The organism is Kluyvera ascorbata (assembly GCF_023195735.1).
GTDB lineage: Bacteria > Pseudomonadota > Gammaproteobacteria > Enterobacterales > Enterobacteriaceae > Kluyvera > Kluyvera ascorbata.
Window position 1 is genome coordinate 3,828,146 of the sequence record NZ_CP096201.1, and the last position, 19,848, is coordinate 3,847,993.

General features: G+C 55.6%; 22 protein-coding genes. 11 read left to right on the forward strand and 11 right to left on the reverse strand.

Features of this window, described 5'->3' with window-relative positions:
• Nucleotide 1: 1 nt before the first annotated feature.
• The 3 genes from MY052_RS18410 to MY052_RS18420 all read left to right on the forward strand — a co-directional run bounded on the left by MY052_RS18410 (nt 2) and on the right by MY052_RS18420 (nt 3,904).
• Nucleotides 2-1,366, forward strand: coding sequence for an MFS transporter (locus MY052_RS18410; protein WP_248537592.1), 1,365 nt, complete (start codon nt 2-4; stop codon nt 1,364-1,366).
• Nucleotides 1,363-2,382: a Gfo/Idh/MocA family protein gene (locus MY052_RS18415; RefSeq protein WP_248537593.1), complete on the forward strand. Its 1,020-nt coding sequence runs from the start codon at nt 1,363-1,365 to the stop codon at nt 2,380-2,382. Before MY052_RS18410 ends, MY052_RS18415 begins: the two co-directional genes overlap by 4 nt.
• A 157-nt stretch (nt 2,383-2,539) precedes the next feature.
• A complete protein-coding gene (locus MY052_RS18420) occupies nt 2,540-3,904 on the forward strand; it encodes an MFS transporter (protein WP_202216342.1) in 1,365 nt (454 codons plus the stop codon).
• A gap of 42 nt (nt 3,905-3,946) precedes the next feature.
• Here the strand turns inward: MY052_RS18420 and MY052_RS18425 are convergent, their stop codons facing one another.
• Nucleotides 3,947-4,438: a YajQ family cyclic di-GMP-binding protein gene (locus MY052_RS18425; RefSeq protein WP_035894278.1), complete on the reverse strand. Its 492-nt coding sequence runs from the start codon at nt 4,436-4,438 to the stop codon at nt 3,947-3,949.
• A 159-nt stretch (nt 4,439-4,597) separates the two neighbouring features.
• On the opposite strand from MY052_RS18425, the gene panE reads away from it, so the two are divergent.
• Complete coding sequence (gene panE, locus MY052_RS18430) at nt 4,598-5,509, forward strand: 2-dehydropantoate 2-reductase (RefSeq protein WP_035894276.1); 912 nt, start codon at nt 4,598-4,600, stop codon at nt 5,507-5,509.
• Nucleotides 5,472-6,065 carry a protein deglycase YajL gene (yajL, locus tag MY052_RS18435; protein ID WP_035894275.1) on the forward strand — a complete coding sequence of 198 codons (594 nt, stop codon included), beginning with the start codon at nt 5,472-5,474 and terminating at the stop codon, nt 6,063-6,065. Before panE ends, yajL begins: the two co-directional genes overlap by 38 nt.
• A 73-nt stretch (nt 6,066-6,138) precedes the next feature.
• Here the strand turns inward: yajL and thiI are convergent, their stop codons facing one another.
• A complete protein-coding gene (gene thiI / locus MY052_RS18440; RefSeq protein WP_248537594.1) occupies nt 6,139-7,587 on the reverse strand; it encodes a tRNA uracil 4-sulfurtransferase ThiI in 1,449 nt (482 codons plus the stop codon).
• 189 nt (nt 7,588-7,776) lie between these two features.
• Between thiI and xseB the strand changes: the two genes are divergently transcribed.
• The 4 genes from xseB to MY052_RS18460 all read left to right on the forward strand — a co-directional run bounded on the left by xseB (nt 7,777) and on the right by MY052_RS18460 (nt 11,838).
• Nucleotides 7,777-8,019: an exodeoxyribonuclease VII small subunit gene (xseB, locus tag MY052_RS18445; RefSeq protein WP_035894270.1), complete on the forward strand. Its 243-nt coding sequence runs from the start codon at nt 7,777-7,779 to the stop codon at nt 8,017-8,019.
• Nucleotides 8,020-8,919 (forward strand): (2E,6E)-farnesyl diphosphate synthase, encoded by a 900-nt coding sequence (gene ispA / locus MY052_RS18450; RefSeq protein WP_123650006.1) that lies wholly within the window; start codon nt 8,020-8,022, stop codon nt 8,917-8,919.
• An 18-nt stretch (nt 8,920-8,937) separates the two neighbouring features.
• Complete coding sequence (gene dxs, locus MY052_RS18455; protein ID WP_248537595.1) at nt 8,938-10,800, forward strand: 1-deoxy-D-xylulose-5-phosphate synthase; 1,863 nt, start codon at nt 8,938-8,940, stop codon at nt 10,798-10,800.
• 63 nt (nt 10,801-10,863) lie between these two features.
• A complete protein-coding gene (locus MY052_RS18460; protein WP_115074550.1) occupies nt 10,864-11,838 on the forward strand; it encodes an aldo/keto reductase in 975 nt (324 codons plus the stop codon).
• Nucleotides 11,839-11,983: 145 nt separating this feature from the next.
• Here MY052_RS18460 and pgpA read toward each other — a convergent pair whose 3' ends face one another.
• From pgpA to nrdR, 6 genes are all read right to left on the reverse strand, one after another.
• On the reverse strand, nt 11,984-12,478 hold the full coding sequence (pgpA, locus tag MY052_RS18465) for a phosphatidylglycerophosphatase A (protein ID WP_248538964.1): 495 nt from the start codon (nt 12,476-12,478) through the stop codon (nt 11,984-11,986).
• The gene (gene thiL, locus MY052_RS18470) at nt 12,468-13,439 is read right to left on the reverse strand and encodes a thiamine-phosphate kinase (protein WP_035894263.1); all 972 of its coding nucleotides are present in this window, start codon (nt 13,437-13,439) and stop codon (nt 12,468-12,470) included. Before thiL ends, pgpA begins: the two co-directional genes overlap by 11 nt.
• Before the next feature lie 74 nt (nt 13,440-13,513).
• A complete protein-coding gene (nusB, locus tag MY052_RS18475; RefSeq protein ID WP_035894262.1) occupies nt 13,514-13,933 on the reverse strand; it encodes a transcription antitermination factor NusB in 420 nt (139 codons plus the stop codon).
• A 19-nt stretch (nt 13,934-13,952) separates the two neighbouring features.
• Entirely contained in the window at nt 13,953-14,423 is a 471-nt protein-coding gene (gene ribH / locus MY052_RS18480; RefSeq protein ID WP_001021161.1) for a 6,7-dimethyl-8-ribityllumazine synthase, read from the reverse strand.
• A gap of 85 nt (nt 14,424-14,508) precedes the next feature.
• Nucleotides 14,509-15,612 (reverse strand): bifunctional diaminohydroxyphosphoribosylaminopyrimidine deaminase/5-amino-6-(5-phosphoribosylamino)uracil reductase RibD, encoded by a 1,104-nt coding sequence (gene ribD, locus MY052_RS18485; protein WP_248537596.1) that lies wholly within the window; start codon nt 15,610-15,612, stop codon nt 14,509-14,511.
• A 3-nt stretch (nt 15,613-15,615) separates the two neighbouring features.
• Nucleotides 15,616-16,065, reverse strand: coding sequence for a transcriptional regulator NrdR (gene nrdR / locus MY052_RS18490; RefSeq protein ID WP_052283888.1), 450 nt, complete (start codon nt 16,063-16,065; stop codon nt 15,616-15,618).
• Between the two features lie 151 nt (nt 16,066-16,216).
• Between nrdR and MY052_RS18495 the strand changes: the two genes are divergently transcribed.
• On the forward strand, nt 16,217-16,759 hold the full coding sequence (locus MY052_RS18495) for a SadB/YajI family lipoprotein (RefSeq protein WP_123649999.1): 543 nt from the start codon (nt 16,217-16,219) through the stop codon (nt 16,757-16,759).
• Between the two features lie 298 nt (nt 16,760-17,057).
• On the forward strand, nt 17,058-17,921 hold the full coding sequence (locus MY052_RS18500) for a nucleoside-specific channel-forming protein Tsx (protein ID WP_123649998.1): 864 nt from the start codon (nt 17,058-17,060) through the stop codon (nt 17,919-17,921).
• 89 nt (nt 17,922-18,010) lie between these two features.
• Here the strand turns inward: MY052_RS18500 and MY052_RS18505 are convergent, their stop codons facing one another.
• The 3 genes from MY052_RS18505 to secF all read right to left on the reverse strand — a co-directional run bounded on the left by MY052_RS18505 (nt 18,011) and on the right by secF (nt 19,843).
• Nucleotides 18,011-18,118 carry a type I toxin-antitoxin system toxin Ldr family protein gene (locus tag MY052_RS18505; RefSeq protein ID WP_035895150.1) on the reverse strand — a complete coding sequence of 36 codons (108 nt, stop codon included), beginning with the start codon at nt 18,116-18,118 and terminating at the stop codon, nt 18,011-18,013.
• Nucleotides 18,119-18,407: 289 nt separating this feature from the next.
• Nucleotides 18,408-18,755 carry an HNH nuclease YajD gene (gene yajD / locus MY052_RS18510; protein ID WP_035895149.1) on the reverse strand — a complete coding sequence of 116 codons (348 nt, stop codon included), beginning with the start codon at nt 18,753-18,755 and terminating at the stop codon, nt 18,408-18,410.
• 116 nt (nt 18,756-18,871) lie between these two features.
• Nucleotides 18,872-19,843, reverse strand: a complete 972-nt coding sequence (gene secF / locus MY052_RS18515) for a protein translocase subunit SecF (RefSeq protein WP_035895147.1) — start codon at nt 19,841-19,843, stop codon at nt 18,872-18,874.
• Nucleotides 19,844-19,848: the final 5 nt, after the last annotated feature.

The following is a 19,848-nucleotide window of genomic DNA, read 5'->3' on the forward strand; positions in this document are numbered from 1 at the left end:
CATGTCACAGACACAACGCCTGGATGTCAGAGAATTAATTAACACCAACCCGCTCAGCCGCTACCAGAAGCTGGTCATTTTTCTCGGTTTTTGCGTCATTGCACTGGACGGTTTTGATATCGCCATCATGGGTTTTATCGCCCCAACGCTGAAGCAGGAATGGGGCGTCAGCAACCATGAGCTCGGCTTTGTTATCAGTACCGCGCTGATTGGCCTCGCACTCGGCGCGCTCTTCTCCGGTCCGCTTGCCGACTGGCTAGGGCGCAAAAAAATCATCATTAACAGCGTCTTCTTCTTCGGTTTCTGGACCATCGCTACGGCGTTTTCCCAGAACATCGAACAGATGATCTTCTTCCGCTTTATGACCGGACTCGGGCTGGGCGCTGCCATGCCTAACATGAGCACGCTGGTCTCGGAGTACGCGCCGGAGCGTCAGCGCTCGTTTATTATCACCGTCATCTTCTGCGGCTTTACCTTTGGTGCGGCCATCGGCGGGTTTGCCGCCTCATGGCTTATTCCACAGTTTGGCTGGCACTCATTGATGGCGCTGGGCGGCGTACTACCGCTGTTATTCGCACCGGTACTTATCTGGAAGCTGCCGGAATCGGCGCGCTTCCTGGTGATTAAGCAGGCCCCCGCCGCGCGAATACACGCCATCCTTCAGCGGTTTTTCCCAGGCCAGGTCAGCGAAAATGTCAGCTTTATTCTGCCCCAGCAGCCTATTAAGAGCAGCGCCATGCGCATTGTGCTGTCACGCGAGTATTTGTTCGGCTCGCTGATGCTGTGGCTGGTCTATTTTATGGGGCTGTTCCTGGTTTATATCCTCGGTAGCTGGCTGCCGACGCTGGTAAAAGAGATAGGTCTGACCGTCAGTCAGGCGGCGATAATGACCGCCATTTACCAGGCTGGCGGCACCGTTGGCTCGTTGTTCGCAGGCTGGCTGATGGACCGCATCGATCCGCATCGGGCGCTGGGGGTTATCTTCGCCGTGGGCGGTCTGTTCACCATGGCGATTGGCTACGCAGGGGTGAACTTCCCGTTGCTGTGCCTGCTGGCCTTCGTCAGCGGCGCCTGCCTTAACGGTGCGAATACCGGTATGAACGCCCTTTCCGCCCGTTTCTATCCCACCCAGGCCCGTGCTACCGGCTCAAGCTGGATGCACGGTGTCGGGCGAATCGGCGCCATTCTAAGCGCCTTCGCCGGTGCAGAAATGCTGGCGCTGGGGCTCGATTTTAAATCGGTATTCCTGATCCTCGGTATTCCCGCAGCCCTGACCGTCATCGGTCTGGCCGCCAAAGGTTACTGGGCGGCAAGCCCGGCCAACGCGAAATCCACCATCACAACCACTCTGAGGAGCCCATCATGAATCGCATCCGTCTTGCCGTTATCGGTGCGGGCGCTATCGGCCGCAAGCATATTGAAGTTATTCAGCAGACGCCTGAAGCGGAGCTGGTTGCGCTGGCCGATCCTTCACCTCAGGCTCAGGCGCTGGCGGCATCGCTGGGTGTCGCGTGGTATGCCGATATCAATGACATGCTGGATCGGGCCAACCCACAGGGGGTGATTAACGCTACGCCAAATACCCTGCACGTACCGTGCGCTATCGCCTGCGTGGAACGCGGCATTCCGGTGCTGGTGGAAAAACCGGTCGCCGAATCACCAGAACCCGCGCAGGAGCTGGTCGACGCCGCAGCACAGCGCGGGGTTCCCGTCCTGGTGGGCCACCACCGGCGGCACAACGCGCTAACGGCAGCGGCAAAGTCGCTTATCGACAGCGGTGAGCTGGGCAACATCGTGGCGGTTTCGGCGCACTGGATCCTGCAAAAGCCCGACGACTACTTCGACGTCGCCTGGCGCCGTGAACCGGGCGCCGGGCCTCTACTGGTTAATCTGGTGCACGATATCGATCTGTTACGATATCTTCTCGGTGAAATTGAAGAGGTACAGGCAATGACCAGCAATGCCGGACGCGGGTTCGCTAACGAAGACAGTGCGGTAGTGAATCTGCGTTTTGCCTGCGGAGCGCTCGGAAGCGCTGTGCTAAGCGACTGCGGCGTCAGCCCATGGAGCTGGGAGATGAACTCGGCAGAGAATGAAATTTACGCCCATACCCCAGAAAACTGCTATCTGATTTCCGGCAGCAAAGGTGCGCTGGCGATTCCGCAAATGCGCTGGTGGCGCTACGGTGAACAACGTGGTTGGCACGCGCCGTTATTACAGGAAACGCTCGCCGTTGAACCTATCGATCCCTTTATTCTACAGTTGCGCCATTTCCTGCAAGTGATCGTCGGTAAGGCCGAGCCAATCATTGATGCAGCGGATGCTTTGCGTTCACTGGAAGTGATCGACGCCATTCGTCAAATATCGCAGAAAGCCGCCTGACCAGGCTTTGCCCCGGCGGCCCTGGTGCCGCCGGGTTATTGTTTATGTCTCTATTCCGCACAAATGATTCAATAATGTAATATTTGTTAATTAACCGTCTGTTTACCCTGCCCTCTCCCCGCACTACACTACTCCCAGCTTTTATATTGAGGTGGGAATGAACGATTACAAAATGACGCCGGGTGAGTTACGCGCCACCTGGGGTTTAGGGACCGTATTTTCTTTGCGTATGCTCGGTATGTTTATGGTCCTTCCGGTTCTGACCACATACGGCATGGCATTGCAGGGCGCAAGCGAAGCGCTGATTGGCCTGGCGATTGGTATTTACGGACTGGCGCAGGCGGTATTTCAGATCCCCTTCGGGTTAATCTCCGATCGCATTGGCCGCAAACCGCTGATTGTCGGCGGCCTGGCTATTTTCGTCCTCGGCAGCGTGATTGCCGCAATGTCGGATTCTATCTGGGGCATTATCCTTGGCCGCGCGCTGCAAGGTTCTGGCGCGATTGCCGCTGCGGTCATGGCGCTGCTTTCCGACCTTACCCGTGAACAAAACCGCACCAAGGCGATGGCGTTTATCGGCGTCAGCTTCGGCGTAACCTTTGCGATTGCCATGGTGCTAGGTCCGATTATCACCCACAAGCTCGGCCTGCACGCGCTGTTCTGGATGATTGCCGGGCTGGCGACGCTTGGCATCCTGCTCACCCTCTGGGTAGTGCCGGACAGCAAAAACCACGTGCTCAACCGCGAATCAGGAATGGTCAAAGGCTGCTTTAGCAAAGTGCTGATGGAGCCGAAATTGCTGAAGCTGAACTTCGGGATCATGTGCCTGCATATCCTGCTGATGTCGACCTTCGTGGCGCTTCCTGGGCAGCTGGAATCCGCGGGCTTCCCGGCTTCCGAGCACTGGAAAATCTACCTGGTGACCATGGTCGTCTCGTTTATCGCCGTCGTCCCATTTATTATTTATGCCGAAGTAAAGCGCCGCATGAAGCGTGTGTTCGTACTGTGCATCGCCTTGCTGCTGATTGCAGAAATCGTGCTGTGGGGTTCCGGTAATTACTTCTGGGAACTGGTCGCTGGCGTACAGATTTTCTTCCTCGCGTTTAACCTGATGGAAGCGCTGCTGCCCTCGCTTATCAGCAAAGAAGCGCCTGCGGGCTATAAAGGCACAGCGATGGGGATTTACTCCACCAGCCAGTTCCTTGGCGTTGCCATCGGCGGTTCGCTGGGCGGCTGGATTGACGGCCTGTTTGACTCGCAAACGGTGTTTCTCGCCGGAGCGCTGCTGGCAACCGCATGGCTGTTGGTCTCGATGACGATGCAGGAGCCGCCGTACGTTAGTAGCCTGCGCGTGCAGATCCCGGACGATGTGAATGCTGATGACGCGCTGCGCGAGCGCCTGCTGGCGACCGAGGGCGTTAAAGAGGTGTTGGTGGTGGCGCAGGAGCACTCCGCTTACATCAAGATTGACAGCAAAGTGACGAACCGCTTTGAGGTTGAGCAGGCGATTGCCGCCAGATAAGACGAGACTGCCCGCACCGGAGTGTGGGCAGCACTTTCACGATTAGTCGCGGAAGTTTTTAAACTGGAACGGCTGACCGAGGTCGCCACCGCGCACCAGCGCCATTACGGCCTGCAGATCGTCGCGGGATTTCCCGGTGATACGAATCTCTTCACCCTGAATCTGCGCTTGCACCTTCAGCTTGCTGTCTTTAATCAGCTTCACAAGCTTCTTCTGAACGCTGCTTTCAATACCCTGTTTCAGCTTGGCTTCCACAAACCAGGTTTTGCCGCTGTGTACGAACTCTTCAGGTACATCAAGTGATGCGCCTTCGATGCCGCGCTTAAGCAGCTTGGCGCGCAGGATATCCAGCAGTTGGTTGACCTGGAAGTCAGACTCGCTCAGCACCTTAATGGTCTTATTCGCTTCGTTCAGCTCAATTTTCGCTTCTACACCGCGAAAATCGAAACGTGACTCAACCTCACGGGCTGCGTTATCCACGCCGTTACGCGCTTCCTGAAGATCGACTTCAGAGACAATATCGAAAGATGGCATCTTTTCCCCTCCCTTAGTTTCGTTTGCGTTGCATAATACCTGCAACGCGGCATAACTCAACTTGTTATCCCCGGAAGCTTAGTTGATAACGCTATACTTATTCGAGTTATCGCGTGAAGTATGACATACCAGCAGCATCTGGTGTGGTAAGGAGGATGTTTGAAAATTACCGTATTGGGATGTGGTGCGCTAGGCCAGCTATGGATGACGGCGCTCCATAAAAAAGGATTTGAAGTACAGGGATGGTTACGTGTACCTCAGCCCTATTGCAGCGTAAACCTTATGGAGCTGGACGGTAGCGTATTCAACCAATCACTTATCGCCAACGATCCCGATTTCCTGGCGCAAAGCGATTTGCTGCTGGTCACGCTCAAAGCCTGGCAGGTTTCTGATGCCGTCAGAAGTCTGGCGGCCACGCTTCCGGCGACCACGCCGATTTTACTGATTCATAACGGTATGGGCACGCTGCTGGAGCTTAACGGTATCCAGCAGCCCATTTTACTGGGTGCAACCACTCAGGCCGCACGTCGCGACGGCAATATCATTATCCACGTCGCCAACGGTACCACCCATATCGGTCCTGCCAAACGCTACGACCACGATTACAGCCAGCTTGCGGAAACGCTCCAGAACGTGCTCCCGGACGTCGCCTGGCATGACAATATTCACTCCGCCATGTGGCGTAAACTCGCCGTGAACTGCGTGATTAACCCAATGACCGCGCTGATGAACTGCCCGAACGGTGAACTGCAACATCATCAGGAGCAGGTGGCCCGCATTTGCGACGAAGTGGCGATGACCATGACGCGGGAAGGATTTCATACCTCCCCGGAAAGTCTGTTATTTTATGTTAATCAGGTCATTGACCTGACGGCGGAGAACATTTCCTCCATGCTGCAGGACATCCGCGCGCAGCGGCATACGGAAATCGACTACATCACCGGTTACCTACTCAAGCGCGCGCGGGCGCACGGCATTCCGGTGCCGGAAAATACTCGCTTGTATGAACGGGTTAAACGTAAGGAGAGTGAATATGAGCGCGTCGGCACTGATTTGCCTCGCTCCTGGTAGTGAAGAGATGGAGGCCGTCACCACTATCGATCTGTTAGTGCGTGGCGGCATCAGCGTCACCACCGCCAGCGTCGCCAGCGATGGCAACCTGACCATCACCTGCTCCCGCGGCGTTAAGCTGCTGGCCGATGCTCCGCTGGTCGAAGTCGCGGACGGTGACTTCGATATCATCATTCTACCCGGCGGCATTAAAGGTGCAGAGTGCTTCCGCGATAGCCCGCTGCTGGTCGAGACGGTGAGACAGTTTCATCACTCCGGGCGCATTGTTGCCGCTATCTGCGCGGCGGCCGCTACCGTGCTAGTGCCACACGAGCTCTTCCCTATCGGCAATATGACCGGTTTCCCGGCGCTGAAGGACCAGATCCCTGAAGGCCAGTGGCAGGATAAGCGTGTAGTCTGGGACCCACGCGTCAACCTGCTGACCAGCCAGGGGCCGGGCACATCGATTGATTTCGGGCTGAAGATTATCGACCTGCTGGTCGGTCGTGAGAAGGCGTATGAGATTGCATCGCAGCTGGTGATGGCGGCGGGGATTTATAATTTTTACGAAGCGTAGGTGAAAACCCGGCGTCGCTCTGTTCAGCCGGGCTACCTGATATAAAAAAAACCGGCCAGGCCGGTTTTTTTATTTATGGGCGGTAAACCTTAACGTTGGTGAAGCCCTGCTCGCGCAGATAAAGCGCCTGTAGGCGGCTCATCACGCCGCGCTCACACCACAGCAGGTAGGTCTTGCTCTGGTCGAGGTCGCCGAACTGGGTGCTCAGCTTGTAGAATGGCAGAGAGGCAATCTCCACGCCTTCCAGCTTCAGCGGTTTATCGTCCTGCTCATCAATGGAGCGAATATCCAGAATCACGTCGTTGTCGTTAAAGCCGCTGACGGTTTCAACTTCAACCACCTCTTGCTGCGTCTGCTGCGCGATTTCGCGGATGTCGACGTTGTTCGCTTCGGCAACCACTTTATCCAGAATCGCAAAATCGAAATTCGCTTCTTCCGCTTCGATTTTCGCCTTCACCGCTTTGATGGTTGGGCTCTTCGAGATCACGCCACAGTATTCCGGCATGGTGCGGGCAAAGTCTTCGGTGCCGATTTCACGCGCCAGGTTGATGATGTGCTCTTTATCGTGAGAAATCAGCGGACGCAGGATCAGGGTATCGGAGACGTTATCGATAAGACGCAGGTTGGTCAGCGTCTGGCTAGACACCTGACCCAGCGCTTCGCCGGTCACCAGTGCCTGTACGCCGTAGCGCTCAGCCACTTGCGATGCCGCGCGGACCATCATGCGCTTCAGCACGACGCCCATCTGGCCGTCTTCCACTTTCTCCAGAATTTCACCGACTACCGGCTCGAAGTTGATCGCCACGAAACGTACGCGGTGTGAACTACCGAAACGGTTCCACAGGTAGTGAGCCACCTGACGAACGCCGATTTCATGCGCCGCGCCGCCGAGGTTGAAGAAGCAGTAGTGTACGCGACAGCCGCGACGCATCAGCATATAGCTGGAAACCCCGGAGTCGAAGCCGCCAGAAATAAGCGATAGCACGTCTTCCTGAGTACCAATCGGGAAGCCGCCAATACCTTCGTAGCGCCCTTTCACCAGCAGCAGACGGTCGTTCTCGATTTCGAGGTTAACGGTCACGTCCGGGTTGGTCAGCTTCACGCGTGCCGTCTCGATGTGCTGATTCAGACCGCCGCCAACGTAACGCTCGACTTCAATAGACGTAAATTCGTGCTTACCACGACGCTTAACGCGTACGCAGAAAGATTTACCCTCCAGCGTTTCACGCCACAGCGGCAGCGTCTGCTCAAAAATATTGTGCAGCGAGGTAAACGGAACGTCTTCGACTTCCAGAATATGGTGGATCCCCGGGATGCGGGTCAGCGCATCGCGCAGCACCAGACGTTTGTCTTCATCTTTAGAACGCACTTCGATGTGGTCCCAGTGGCGGACGACAGCAAGCGTTTCATCGTGGTTTTTAAGAACGTTACGAATATTCCCGGTTAAAATTTTAATAAAGCGCAAACGCACAGTTTGGCTTTTGATGGTGATTTCCGGGAACAATTTAATGATAAACTTCATGGCGGCAATGGTTCGTTGACAAGCCCGACGGGCTTTAGGCAAAAGATGTATCGCAGTGTACCCATGGCATCTGCGTCCAGATGCGCGGAGTATATCATCATCCCGCTTACCATTGCGTGTTATTTGCTTCACACCCAGACTCCGTTACCATAGACGCAGTCGCGACATAACAAGAGCCAAACATTCACTATGCCAAAGAAAAACGAAGCCCCGGCCAGTTTCGAGACCGCTTTAACCGAGCTGGAGCAAATTGTTAACCGTCTGGAAAGCGGTTCCCTTCCACTGGAAGAGGCGCTGAACGAATTCGAACGCGGCGTGCAGCTGGCACGTCAGGGGCAGACGAAGCTGCAACAAGCGGAACAACGCGTGCAGATCCTGTTAGCCGATAACGAAGATTCCCCCCTTGAGCCTTTCACGCCGGACGCCGAATAAATGGATTTTTCGCAACAGCTGAATGCCTGCGTTGAGCAGGCAAATGACGCGCTGCGCCGTTTTATCGCTCCGCTGCCGTTTCAGAACACTCCACTGGTTGATGCCATGCAGTATGGCGCACTATTAGGCGGTAAACGCCTGCGCCCGTTCCTGGTATATGCCACCGGTCAAATGTTCGGCGTCAGCCTCACGACGCTGGACGCGCCCGCGGCGGCGGTCGAGTGCATTCACGCCTATTCGCTGATGCATGATGATCTCCCGGCGATGGACGATGATGACCTGCGCCGTGGTCAGCCGACCTGCCATATTAAATTTGGCGAGGCGAGCGCCATTCTGGCCGGTGATGCGCTACAAACGCTGGCGTTTTCTATACTGAGTGATGCGCCGATGAACGAGGTCTCAGACCGCGATCGTCTGGCGATGCTGTCCGAACTGGCAACCGCCAGCGGCGTAGCCGGCATGTGCGGTGGTCAGGCGCTGGATCTGGAAGCTGAAGGACAACAGGTTAATCTGGAAATGCTGGAGCGCATTCACCGCCATAAGACCGGTGCGCTGATCCGCGCCGCCGTACGCATGGGCGCACTCAGCGCGGGTGAGCAAGGCCGCAAGGCGCTACCACTGCTGGATAAGTATGCCGAAAGCATCGGCCTGGCGTTCCAGGTTCAGGATGACATTCTGGATGTGGTGGGCGATACTGCGACCCTCGGAAAGCGCCAGGGTGCCGACCAGCAGCTCGGCAAGAGTACCTATCCTGCATTACTGGGCCTTGAGCAAGCCCGGAACAAAGCCAGTGACCTTATTGCCGATGCCCGTCAGTCCTTAACTGAACTGGCCGCACAATCACTGGATACCACAGCACTGGAAGCGCTAGCGAACTACATCATCCTGCGCGACAAATAAACTATAAATGAGTCTCAGATGAGTTTTGATATTGCCAAATACCCGACCCTGGCGTTGGTCGATTCCACTCAGGAATTGCGCCTGCTGCCAAAAGAGAGCCTGCCGAAGCTGTGTGACGAGCTGCGTCGTTACCTGCTCGACAGCGTGAGCCGTTCCAGCGGACACTTCGCCTCCGGGCTTGGCACGGTGGAGCTCACCGTGGCGCTGCACTATGTCTATAACACGCCGTTCGACCAGCTTATCTGGGACGTCGGTCACCAGGCCTATCCACACAAAATTCTGACCGGTCGCCGCGATAAAATTGGCACCATCCGTCAGAAAGGTGGCCTGCATCCGTTCCCATGGCGCGGTGAGAGCGAGTATGACGTGCTGAGCGTCGGCCACTCCTCGACGTCTATTTCCGCCGGCATTGGTATTGCGGTTGCCGCAGGCAAAGAGAACAAGCAGCGTCGTACCGTCTGCGTGATTGGCGATGGCGCCATTACTGCGGGTATGGCGTTTGAAGCAATGAACCACGCAGGCGATATCAAACCCGATATGCTGGTGGTGCTGAACGACAACGAGATGTCTATCTCTGAAAACGTCGGCGCGCTGAATAACCATCTGGCGCAGCTGCTTTCCGGCAAGCTCTACTCTTCCCTGCGCGAAGGTGGCAAGAAAGTCTTCTCTGGCGTCCCACCAATTAAAGAACTGCTCAAACGTACCGAAGAACATATCAAAGGTATGGTGGTGCCTGGCACGCTGTTTGAAGAGCTGGGCTTCAACTACATCGGGCCGGTTGACGGTCACGACGTGCTGGGGCTGGTCAATACGCTCAAGAACATGCGCGACCTGAAAGGCCCGCAGTTCCTGCACATCATGACCAAAAAAGGCCGTGGCTATGAGCCTGCCGAGAAAGACCCAATCACCTTCCACGCGGTGCCGAAATTCGATCACACCAGCGGTAAGCTGCCAAAAAGCAGCGGCGGCCTGCCGTCATACTCGAAAATTTTTGGCGACTGGCTGTGCGAAACCGCAGCGAAAGACAGCAAGCTGATGGCGGTCACCCCGGCAATGCGCGAAGGCTCCGGCATGGTGGAGTTTTCGAAAAAATACCCTGACCAGTATTTCGACGTGGCCATTGCCGAGCAACACGCGGTGACCTTCGCCGCAGGACTGGCGATTGGCGGCTATAAACCGATTGTGGCTATCTACTCCACCTTCCTGCAACGCGCCTATGATCAGGTTATCCACGATGTAGCTATCCAGAAACTGCCGGTACTGTTCGCGATTGACCGCGCGGGTATTGTCGGCGCCGACGGTCAGACGCACCAGGGGGCATTCGATATTTCTTACCTGCGTTGCATTCCTGATTTTGTCATCATGACGCCAAGCGATGAAAACGAATGCCGTCAGATGCTCTATACCGGCTATCACTATAGCGACGGCCCAAGCGCGGTGCGCTATCCGCGCGGCTGCGGTACCGGCGCTGAACTTCAACCGCTGGAAAAACTGCCGCTGGGTAAAGGGGTAGTGAAACGTGAAGGCGAGAAGCTGGCGATCCTCAACTTCGGTACTCTGCTGACCGAAGCGGAAATCGTCGCCGAGAAGCTTAACGCCACGCTTGTGGATATGCGCTTTGTGAAACCACTCGATCAAAGTCTGATCCTCGAGATGGCCTCGCGCCACGACTCGCTGGTGACGCTGGAAGAGAACGCCATCATCGGCGGTGCGGGCAGCGGCGTGAACGACGTGCTGATGGCGCATCGTAAACCGGTGCCGGTACTAAACCTCGGCCTGCCTGACTTCTTCGTCCCACAGGGTACTCAGGAAGAGGCGCGCGCCGACCTCGGTCTCGATGCCGCCGGTATCGAAGCGAAGATCGCGGACTGGCTAGCATAATCCTCTCCCTCGCTCCTGCTATGCTTAAAGGTAAACCGCTTACCCGCTAGCAGGAGCTGATTCATGCAATACGATACGTTAGGACACACCGGCCTTCGGGTCTCTCGTCTTTGCCTTGGCTGTATGACCTTCGGCGAACCGGATCGGGGTAAACACGCCTGGACGCTTCCGGAAGACAGCAGCCGCCCCATCATTCAGCGCGCCATTGAAGGCGGCATCAACTTTTTCGACACCGCAAACAGCTACTCTGACGGCAGCAGTGAAGAGATCGTCGGCCGCGCGCTGCGCGACTTCGCTCGCCGTGATGACGTCGTGGTAGCCACCAAGGTTTTTCACCAGGTAGGCGACCTTGAAGAGGGGCTTTCCCGCGCGCAAATTCTTCGCTCCATCGATGACAGCCTGAAGCGCCTTGGGATGGACTATGTCGATCTGCTGCAAATTCATCGCTGGGACTATCGCACGCCAATTGAAGAAACGCTGGAAGCGCTGGATGAGGTGGTGAAATCCGGTAAGGCCCGCTTTATTGGCGCGTCGTCGATGCACGCCCGCCAGTTTGCGCACGCGCTGGCGCTGCAAAAAGCCAACGGCTGGGCACCGTTCGTCACCATGCAGGATCACTACAATCTGATCTACCGGGAAGAAGAGCGCGATATGCTGCCGCTCTGTTCTCAGGAAGGGGTGGCAGTTATTCCGTGGAGCCCGCTGGCGCGCGGTCGCCTGACGCGTCCGTGGGGAGAAACGACGGCAAGGCTGGTCTCCGACGAATTCGGGCAAACGCTGTATAGCTCAACCGAAGAAAACGATGAGCAGATTGCCGGTGAACTGGAGCGGGTAGCGCAAGAGGTGGAAGCTAGCCGCGCGCAAACGGCGCTGGCGTGGTTGTTGAGTAAACGGGGCGTTGCGGCACCGATTATTGGCGCGTCGCGTGAGGATCAGTTAGATGAACTGCTGAACGCGGTGGATATAACGTTAACGCCGGAGCAGATTGCGTCAATGGAAGCGCCGTATCAGCCGCATCCGGTGGTTGGGTTTAAGTAACGCGCCGGATATCCCCTCACCCTAACCCTCTCCCCAAAGGGGCGAGGGAACCGTTTGGTGCAATTTTCGCACTCACCATCAAAAGGCAGCACGCGGTTTTCGCCCTCTCCCTTTCAGGGAGAGGGCCGGGGTGAGGGTTAACGCATCACAGAATGTAATGCCCTACAACAAACAGTATCGCCGCTGAAATCACCCCAGCGATGATATCATCCACCATAATCCCCATTCCGCCGTGGACGTTACGGTCAAACCAACGGATCGGCCAGGGCTTCCACATATCAAAAATACGGAACACCACAAAGCCTGCCAATACCCATTGCCAACTAATGACCGGAATCGCCATCAGCGTAATCCACATACCGATAAACTCATCCCACACGATACTGCCGTGGTCGTGCGTCCCCATATCGCGCGCCGTGCGGCGGCAGATATAAACGCCGATGCAGATGCCGAACATCACCACCAGTGAATAGAGCTGCAGCGGCAAAAACGTTAGCACATACCAGAAGGGAATGGCGGCAATCGAGCCTGCCGTACCCGGCATTATCGGGCTCAGGCCGCTGCCAAACCCCGTTGCCAGCAGATGCCAGGGATTGCTTAAATTAAGACGACTTTTTGCTTCGTCACGCTTAGCCAAAATGATCGTACCCCTTCCAGTCGAGCTGCACCGCTTTCCCCTCCTGGGTGAAATGCAGTCCCTCTACATCGGCGCTGATTTGTCCGATGCAGGTAAACGATGTACCCAGTTGACCCAGCGCCACTTCTAGCGCGCCGCGGTTCAGTTCTGGAACGGTAAAGCAGAGTTCATAGTCTTCACCGCCGGAGAGCGCCCAACGGCATGCCTGCTCTGGCTGCACGTGACGGCGCAGCGCATCAGAGTACGGCAGCAGATCGAGGTCAACGCGAGCCCCTACGCCGCTGGCATTCAGAATGTGGCCCAGATCGGAAATCAGACCGTCAGAGATGTCGATAGCCGAGTTTGCCAGGTCACGCAGCGCCTGTCCTTGCAGGATACGCGGCGTCGGGCGAAGATGACGCTGGCGCAGATAGGCAGCATCCTCTGGGTTATCAATCGTTAACTGATTCAGAATCAGCGCCAGACCCGCGGCGCTGTCGCCTGGCGTGCCGGTCACGTAAATCCAATCACCCGGTTTTGCGCCCGAGCGCTTCAGCGCACGTCCAACCGGTACATAGCCGTGAATACCCAGCGTCATCGACAGCGGCCCTTTGGTGGTGTCGCCGCCAATCAGCTGCATATCGTAATAGTTTAACAGTTCAAACAGACTGTCACTGAACGCCGCCAGCCACGCTTCATCAACCGCAGGCAGCGTCAGCGCAAGCGTCAGCCAGGCCGGGTCCGCGCCCATTGCCGCTAAATCGCTAAGATTGACGGCCAGCGCTTTATGAGCTAGGTCAGCCGGGTCGATATCAGGAAGGAAATGATTACCCACCACCAGCGTATCGGTGCTGATAGCCAGAGTCTGTTTTTCGGGAATATTGAGTAACGCGCAGTCGTCGCCGATTCCGGTGTCTACATCGAGACGGGCGTTTCGTACTCGGTCAAAATAACGGGCAATCAGGGAGAATTCGCCGCATGCCATACGTTATGCCTCAGCAGAAGGATAAAACAAGGCCGGACCTGCCAAATGAAATTCGGCAAAATCCGGCCTGGAGATTACTTTTTGTGGGGACGAATGACAGGAGCGGCTTTATCCAGCACGCCGTTGACAAACTTGTGGCTGTCTTCAGCGCCAAAGGTTTTTGCCAGTTCGATAGCTTCGTTGATAGCCACTTTATATGGCACATCATCACGCTTCGACAGCTCGAACAGCGCGATGCGCAGTACGGCTTTCTCTACCTGGCCCAGCTCTTCGAGCATACGGGACAAGTACGGCTTCATCAATCCATCGAGGTACGCGCTGTTAGTCGCCACCCCGGACAGCAGCTCACGGAAGTACAGGACGTCGACATCTTTAACGTCTTGTTCTGCCAGGAACTGGTATTCAACATCGGAGATGTCGTTCTGGGACAACTGCCAGGAGTAAAGCGCCTGGACGGCACACTCACGGGCGCGGCGACGAGCAGCAGGTTTCACGGATTTCCCCTTACAAAAATCAGGCCTTGATGGCTTTCAATACATTAATCATTTCAAGCGCGGTCAGTGCAGCTTCTGCACCTTTGTTACCGGCTTTTGTGCCAGCACGTTCGATGGCTTGTTCAATACTTTCGGTGGTCAGAACACCAAAGGCTACCGGGATTTCGCTGTCCTGAGCGACGTGCGCCAGGCCATTGCTTGCCCCGCCAGCGACATATTCGAAGTGCGCAGTACCGCCACGGATAACCGTACCCAGCGCGATCACTGCATCGTATTTACCGGTTTTCGCCAGTGCGCCAGCCGCCAGAGGCAGTTCATAAGCACCTGGAACCCAAACAACGGTGATGTTTTCATCTTTAACCTGACCAATGCGCTTCAGGGCGTCGATAGCACCTTCCAGCAGGCTGTCATTGATAAAGTTGTTGAAACGCGCGATGGTGATGGCGACGCGAGCGTCCGGGGTAGCAACGTTAGCTTCAATAATGTTCATACTCTTCCTTTGGGTTCATTTGCCCCGCAGGGGGGCGGATTTTATCATAATATTCTGGGCGCTGCTTCCTCTAATTCGGAAAGCCTCACGCAGTCGTTAAATGCAGGCAAACATCCGGGCCTACCTGTCGTATCTCATTGAATTTGAAATGGGGCGCATCGGCCAGTTTCTCAAGGCCTGGCAGCATACATAATCCGCGCGCATCGCTTCCTAACAGTTTAGGCGCGATATAGACGATAAGCTCGTCAACCAGCCCCGCCTGAATCAATGCACCGGCAAGCGTTGGCCCCGCTTCCACCCAGATACTGTTAATCTGCTGTTTGCCCAGCTGCATCATCAGCAGCACCAGATCGAGATGCCCGTTGTGCTCCGGCACTTTCAGCGTTTGTACGCCTTCCGGCCAGTCGCGGGTATCGTCTTCGGTACGCGCAAACAGCGTTTCACCGGGCTGCTGCACGATACGGTGCTCCGGCGTCACGCGGTTGCCGCTATCAATCACAATGCGCAGCGGCTGGCGCAGATTTTCCTGCGGGTAGAGCGCCTGCGTTTCGGCATTGAGCTCATCCCAACGCACGGTCAGCGCCGGATTGTCCGCCAACACCGTAGCGCTGCTGGTTAAAATCGCGTGACTTTCCGCCCGCAGGCGCTGCACATCGCGGCGCGCCTGCGGCGAGGTGATCCATTGGCTTTCCCCGCTGGCCATTGCCGTGCGGCCATCCAGCGACGCACCCAGCTTCAGCTGGATATACGGGAAACCGGTACGCATCCGCTTGAGGAAGCCTTTGTTCAGCGCTTCGGCTTCGCTCATCATCAGCCCGTGGCTGACCTCAATACCGGCCTGCTGTATGCGGTACAGTCCACGCCCCGCAACCTGCGGATTTGGATCCTGCATGGCGGCGACCACACGGGAGACACCCGCGGCAATTAAGGCATCGCAGCACGGCGGCGTGCGCCCATGGTGGCTGCACGGCTCCAGCGTAACGTAGGCGGTGGCGCCTTTGGCTTTATCGCCAGCCATGCGCAGCGCGTGCACTTCCGCATGGGGTTCACCGGCGCGATAGTGGAAGCCCTCGCCGACAATTTCGCCCTGATTCACAATCACACAGCCCACACGCGGGTTGGGATGTGTGGTAAAGCGACCACGTTGCGCCAGCTTCAGCGCACGCGCCATGTACATTTCATCGTGCATAGCTTAGTCCTGTAAGCGGGCGATCTCTTCGCCAAATTCTTTAATGTCTTCGAAGCTGCGATAAACCGAGGCAAAGCGGATATAGGCCACTTTATCGAGCTTTTTCAACTGCTCCATGACCAGATTGCCCAGCAGTTTACTCGGTACTTCCCGCTCGCCGGTGGCGCGCAGGTGTGATTTGATATGGTTAATCGCCATTTCCACATCATCGGAGCTGACCGGGCGCTTTTCCAGCGCACGCAGCATACCGCTGCGCAGCTTATCTTCATTGAACGGTTCACGCACATCGTTGCTTTTCACCACGCGCGGCATTACCAGTTCAGCCACCTCAAACGTGGTGAAGCGCTCATTGCACACCAGGCATTGCCGACGGCGGCGAACGGAGGAACCTTCTCCCACCAGGCGGGAGTCAATGACTTTAGTATCTACGGCGAAACAGAATGGGCAGTGCATACAACGTCCTGACGATGAGGGTGATGGGAATCTATTTTACCCTGAACTGCGGATACAACAAAGAAACAGCGCTTTTTGAGACAAAGGATCGATGTCAGATGCCGCATAGCACGCTACCATTGCGTTATCCGAAGAAAAGGAAACAGACAGCATGACAAGACGTTACCTAAGAATCGCCCTGCTGGGAAGCCTCGTCAGCCTGAGCGCCTGCGCGCAGCAGTCCGAGGTGAAGCAGATGCATCAAAACATCAGCGCCCTCAGTACCGAGATGACGCAGCTCAATAAAGAGACGGTGAAAATCACTCAGCAAAATGCGCTGAATGCGAAATCAACGCGCGGTGTTTACCTGCTTCCTGGCGCGAACACGCCAGCACGCCTGAACAGCCAGATTGGTACGCTGCGCATGTCGTTACGCAATATCGCCGCTAACGCGCAGGGTACGGCGGTGACGCTGCATATTCAGGGCGAGTCAAACGATGCGTTGCCTGCCTTCACCGGCACCGTTGAGTGGGGTCAGATTCAGGGCACGACCGAGCAGTATCAGGAGGTCAACGTGCAGAATCAGCTCTTCTCCGCCCCGGCGAGCGTGCTGGCGCCAAGCGATGTCGATATTCCGCTTCAGCTTAACGGCGTGACCCCGGAACAGCTTGGCTTCGTACGCATCCACGACGTACAGCCTGCCAACGCGCAATAACATTTCAATCGAGGGAGAATGGTAACAACATTCTCTCTCAAATTCTGTCTTCTCCCCCTGCCTGAAACACATTTCGCGTATGTAAACATTTGCATTAATTCACTCCATCAGTACAATCGCGGCGTCTAAACTACGCAAACGTGAACGCAATCGATTACGCGATTGAAAAATGTGTGAACCATGACTGATTTTCGTGAGCAAGGATTCATATAATAGGCACGCAGAAACACGAAACATTTAGAAAAACTTCGGTGATAAAAATCACTCTCTTTCGATTTTTTTTATTAGTGGCAGAAATATGAAAAAAACATTATTAGCAGCCGGTGCTGCACTGGCGCTCTCCGCTTCTTTCACTGCTAACGCAGCGGGCGATTCTCAACCTCAGTATGTCTCCGACTGGTGGCATCAGAGCGTAAACGTGGTGGGTAGCTATCACACCCGCTTCTCACCGAAGCTGAACAACGACGTTTACCTGGAATATGAAGCATTTGCCAAAAAAGACTGGCTCGACTTCTACGGCTACATCGATATTCCTAAAACCTTTGACTGGGGTAACGGCAACGATAAAGGCGTATGGTCCAACGGTTCTCCTATGTTCATGGAAATCGAACCACGCTTCTCTATCGATAAGCTGACTGGCGCTGACCTGAGCTTTGGTCCGTTCAAAGAGTGGTACATCGCTAACAACTACATCTACGATATGGGTGACAACAAGGCCAGCCGCCAGAGCACCTGGTACATGGGTCTGGGTACCGATATCGACACCGGCCTGCCAATGGGTCTGTCCCTGAACGTCTATGCCAAATACCAGTGGCAGAACTATGGTGCCGCGAACGAAAACGAGTGGGATGGCTACCGCTTCAAAGTGAAATACTTTGTGCCAATCAGTGACCTCTGGGGCGGTAAGCTGAGCTACATCGGCTTCACCAACTTCGACTGGGGTTCAGATCTTGGCGACGAACCAAACCGTACCAGCAACTCTATCGCATCCAGCCACATCCTGGCGCTGAACTACGATCACTGGCACTACTCTGTCGTTGCCCGTTACTTCCATAACGGCGGTCAGTGGCAAGGCGGCAATACCCTGAACTGGGGCGAAGGCGACTTCAACGCGAAGTCTACCGGTTGGGGTGGTTACCTGGTTGTAGGTTACAACTTCTAAGTTCGACACCGCAAAAAAGGCCAGAGGTTACCCTCTGGCCTGTTTCGGGCGCATGCTGCCACGCGGGCGGCAGGTTTGCCCACCTCGCCTTATCTCTGACTATGCCACCAGCCTAAAAACAGACCTGTCGCAATACCGACCAGCGTTGGTGCTGCCAGATCGTGCCAGACAATAATGCAAACTTCCGTGAGCGTCATACAGCCGCCTTGGTTGCAATGGCAACGGTTCGCGGCTATCCTCAACTTGTCTAGGGTCAAGTTAGCCCCCGTTATGTTGCCGGTGAATACCGAACAATGTGCGGGGGTTTTCTCTTTCCAGCGACAAGGCCACCGGGGATCAAGCCCCCGCAACACTGCGCCTCACCGGAATAAACCGGCTTGCCGCTGATTCTACTCTGCTCATTGATTTCGACATGGCCTAAAAACGAAAAAATCCCGACCTTACGATCGGGATTCCAGTAACCATGTACGCGTTACATCACACCGGCTATTTCTTCTTATTCAGCATCGCTTTCAGGTCCGCAAACGGGTTGTAGGTCGCCTCGCCCACGTCTTTTTGCGCATCTTCCCCGGCCACGACCGTCGAACCGTACTGATCCGCCTCAGTGTACTTCGAGTGCTCATGATCGTGACAGAACAGGCACAGAAGCTCCCAGTTGCTGCCATCTTCCGGGTTATTGGTATGGTCGTGATCCATATGGTGAACCGTCAGCTCACGCAGGTTGGAATAGACGAACTCGCGCGAACAGCGTCCGCATACCCATGGGAACAGTTTCAGCGCTTTTTCACGGTAGCCGCTTTCCAGCCGCACGTAGTTTTTTGGGATGATGGCCATAATGACTCGATATGTCGTGTTCAATGTAAGGGAATACGCACAGTCTAAATGGGCAATAAAAAAGCCGCAACACCCTACGGCGTTGCGGCTTTTATTCGTGCCCTAAGTGCGGAAGATTACGGCAGAATTGACGGCTGATCCGCCCCTTCTTTCTCCACTTTCTGCTGCAGCATGTGCTCGCGTTTCATACCCAGCTTCAGCGCCAGCGCCGAGGCTACGTAGATAGACGATGCAGTACCGATGGAAACACCGATAAGCATAGTCAGCGAGAAGCCTTCCAGTACCGGACCACCGAAGAGGTACAGCATCAGAATAACCACTAACGTCGTACCGGACGTAATCAACGTACGGTGCAGCGTCTGGGTCAGCGACACGTTAAAGATTTCGTATGGCGTACCGCGGCGAATCTTGCGGAAGTTTTCACGAATACGGTCAGATACCACGATACTATCGTTCAGTGAGTAACCGATAACCGACATCAACGATGCCACGATAGTCAGGTCAATCTCGATATGGAACAACGAGAGTATACCCGCAGTAATGATCACGTCGTGCGCCAGTGAGATAACCACACCCGCCGCCAGTCGCCACTCAAAGCGGAAACCGACGTACACCAGAATGGACAGCAAAGCCACCATCAGCGCCATCGCACCGGTTTGCGCCAGATCGGCGCCCACGCTTGGTCCGACGAATTCGATACGCTTAACGGCAGCATTCTGACTGGTGGCTTCGTTAATCACACTCAGCACTTTGCTACCCAGTACCTGGCCGCCATCCGCACCTTTGGTTGGCGGCATACGTACCATAATGTCATGGCTGCTGCCGAAGTTCTGCAGAAGCGGATCAACGAAGCCCGCTTTCTCCAGCGCATCGCGCATTAAGTCCATGTCCGCCGGTTTTTCCAGCGTAATTTCAATTACCGTACCGCCGGTGAAATCGAGACCCCAGTTAAACCCGCGTACGCCCATCACCACGATGGCCGCAATCAGCAGGAAACCCGAGATACCGAAAGCCCAGTAATCCCAGCGCATAAAGTCATAGACTTTACGGCCGTGGTTTAGTTGTTCAACGCTATATTCCTGTGCCACATCGC

Bases quoted from the DNA above. Each gene is read 5' to 3' on its own strand.
- MY052_RS18410 (WP_248537592.1), top strand. From the start codon at position 2: ATGTCACAGACACAACGCCTGGATGTCAGAGAATTAATTAACACCAAC.
- MY052_RS18415 (WP_248537593.1), top strand. From the start codon at position 1,363: ATGAATCGCATCCGTCTTGCCGTTATCGGTGCGGGCGCTATCGGCCGC.
- MY052_RS18420 (WP_202216342.1), top strand. From the start codon at position 2,540: ATGAACGATTACAAAATGACGCCGGGTGAGTTACGCGCCACCTGGGGT.
- MY052_RS18425 (WP_035894278.1), bottom strand. From the start codon at position 4,438: ATGCCATCTTTCGATATTGTCTCTGAAGTCGATCTTCAGGAAGCGCGT.
- yajL (WP_035894275.1), top strand. From the start codon at position 5,472: ATGAGCGCGTCGGCACTGATTTGCCTCGCTCCTGGTAGTGAAGAGATG.
- thiI (WP_248537594.1), bottom strand. From the start codon at position 7,587: ATGAAGTTTATCATTAAATTGTTCCCGGAAATCACCATCAAAAGCCAA.
- xseB (WP_035894270.1), top strand. From the start codon at position 7,777: ATGCCAAAGAAAAACGAAGCCCCGGCCAGTTTCGAGACCGCTTTAACC.
- ispA (WP_123650006.1), top strand. From the start codon at position 8,020: ATGGATTTTTCGCAACAGCTGAATGCCTGCGTTGAGCAGGCAAATGAC.
- dxs (WP_248537595.1), top strand. From the start codon at position 8,938: ATGAGTTTTGATATTGCCAAATACCCGACCCTGGCGTTGGTCGATTCC.
- MY052_RS18460 (WP_115074550.1), top strand. From the start codon at position 10,864: ATGCAATACGATACGTTAGGACACACCGGCCTTCGGGTCTCTCGTCTT.
- thiL (WP_035894263.1), bottom strand. From the start codon at position 13,439: ATGGCATGCGGCGAATTCTCCCTGATTGCCCGTTATTTTGACCGAGTA.
- ribH (WP_001021161.1), bottom strand. From the start codon at position 14,423: ATGAACATTATTGAAGCTAACGTTGCTACCCCGGACGCTCGCGTCGCC.
- ribD (WP_248537596.1), bottom strand. From the start codon at position 15,612: ATGCACGATGAAATGTACATGGCGCGTGCGCTGAAGCTGGCGCAACGT.
- nrdR (WP_052283888.1), bottom strand. From the start codon at position 16,065: ATGCACTGCCCATTCTGTTTCGCCGTAGATACTAAAGTCATTGACTCC.
- MY052_RS18495 (WP_123649999.1), top strand. From the start codon at position 16,217: ATGACAAGACGTTACCTAAGAATCGCCCTGCTGGGAAGCCTCGTCAGC.
- MY052_RS18500 (WP_123649998.1), top strand. From the start codon at position 17,058: ATGAAAAAAACATTATTAGCAGCCGGTGCTGCACTGGCGCTCTCCGCT.
- MY052_RS18505 (WP_035895150.1), bottom strand. From the start codon at position 18,118: ATGACGCTCACGGAAGTTTGCATTATTGTCTGGCACGATCTGGCAGCA.
- yajD (WP_035895149.1), bottom strand. From the start codon at position 18,755: ATGGCCATCATCCCAAAAAACTACGTGCGGCTGGAAAGCGGCTACCGT.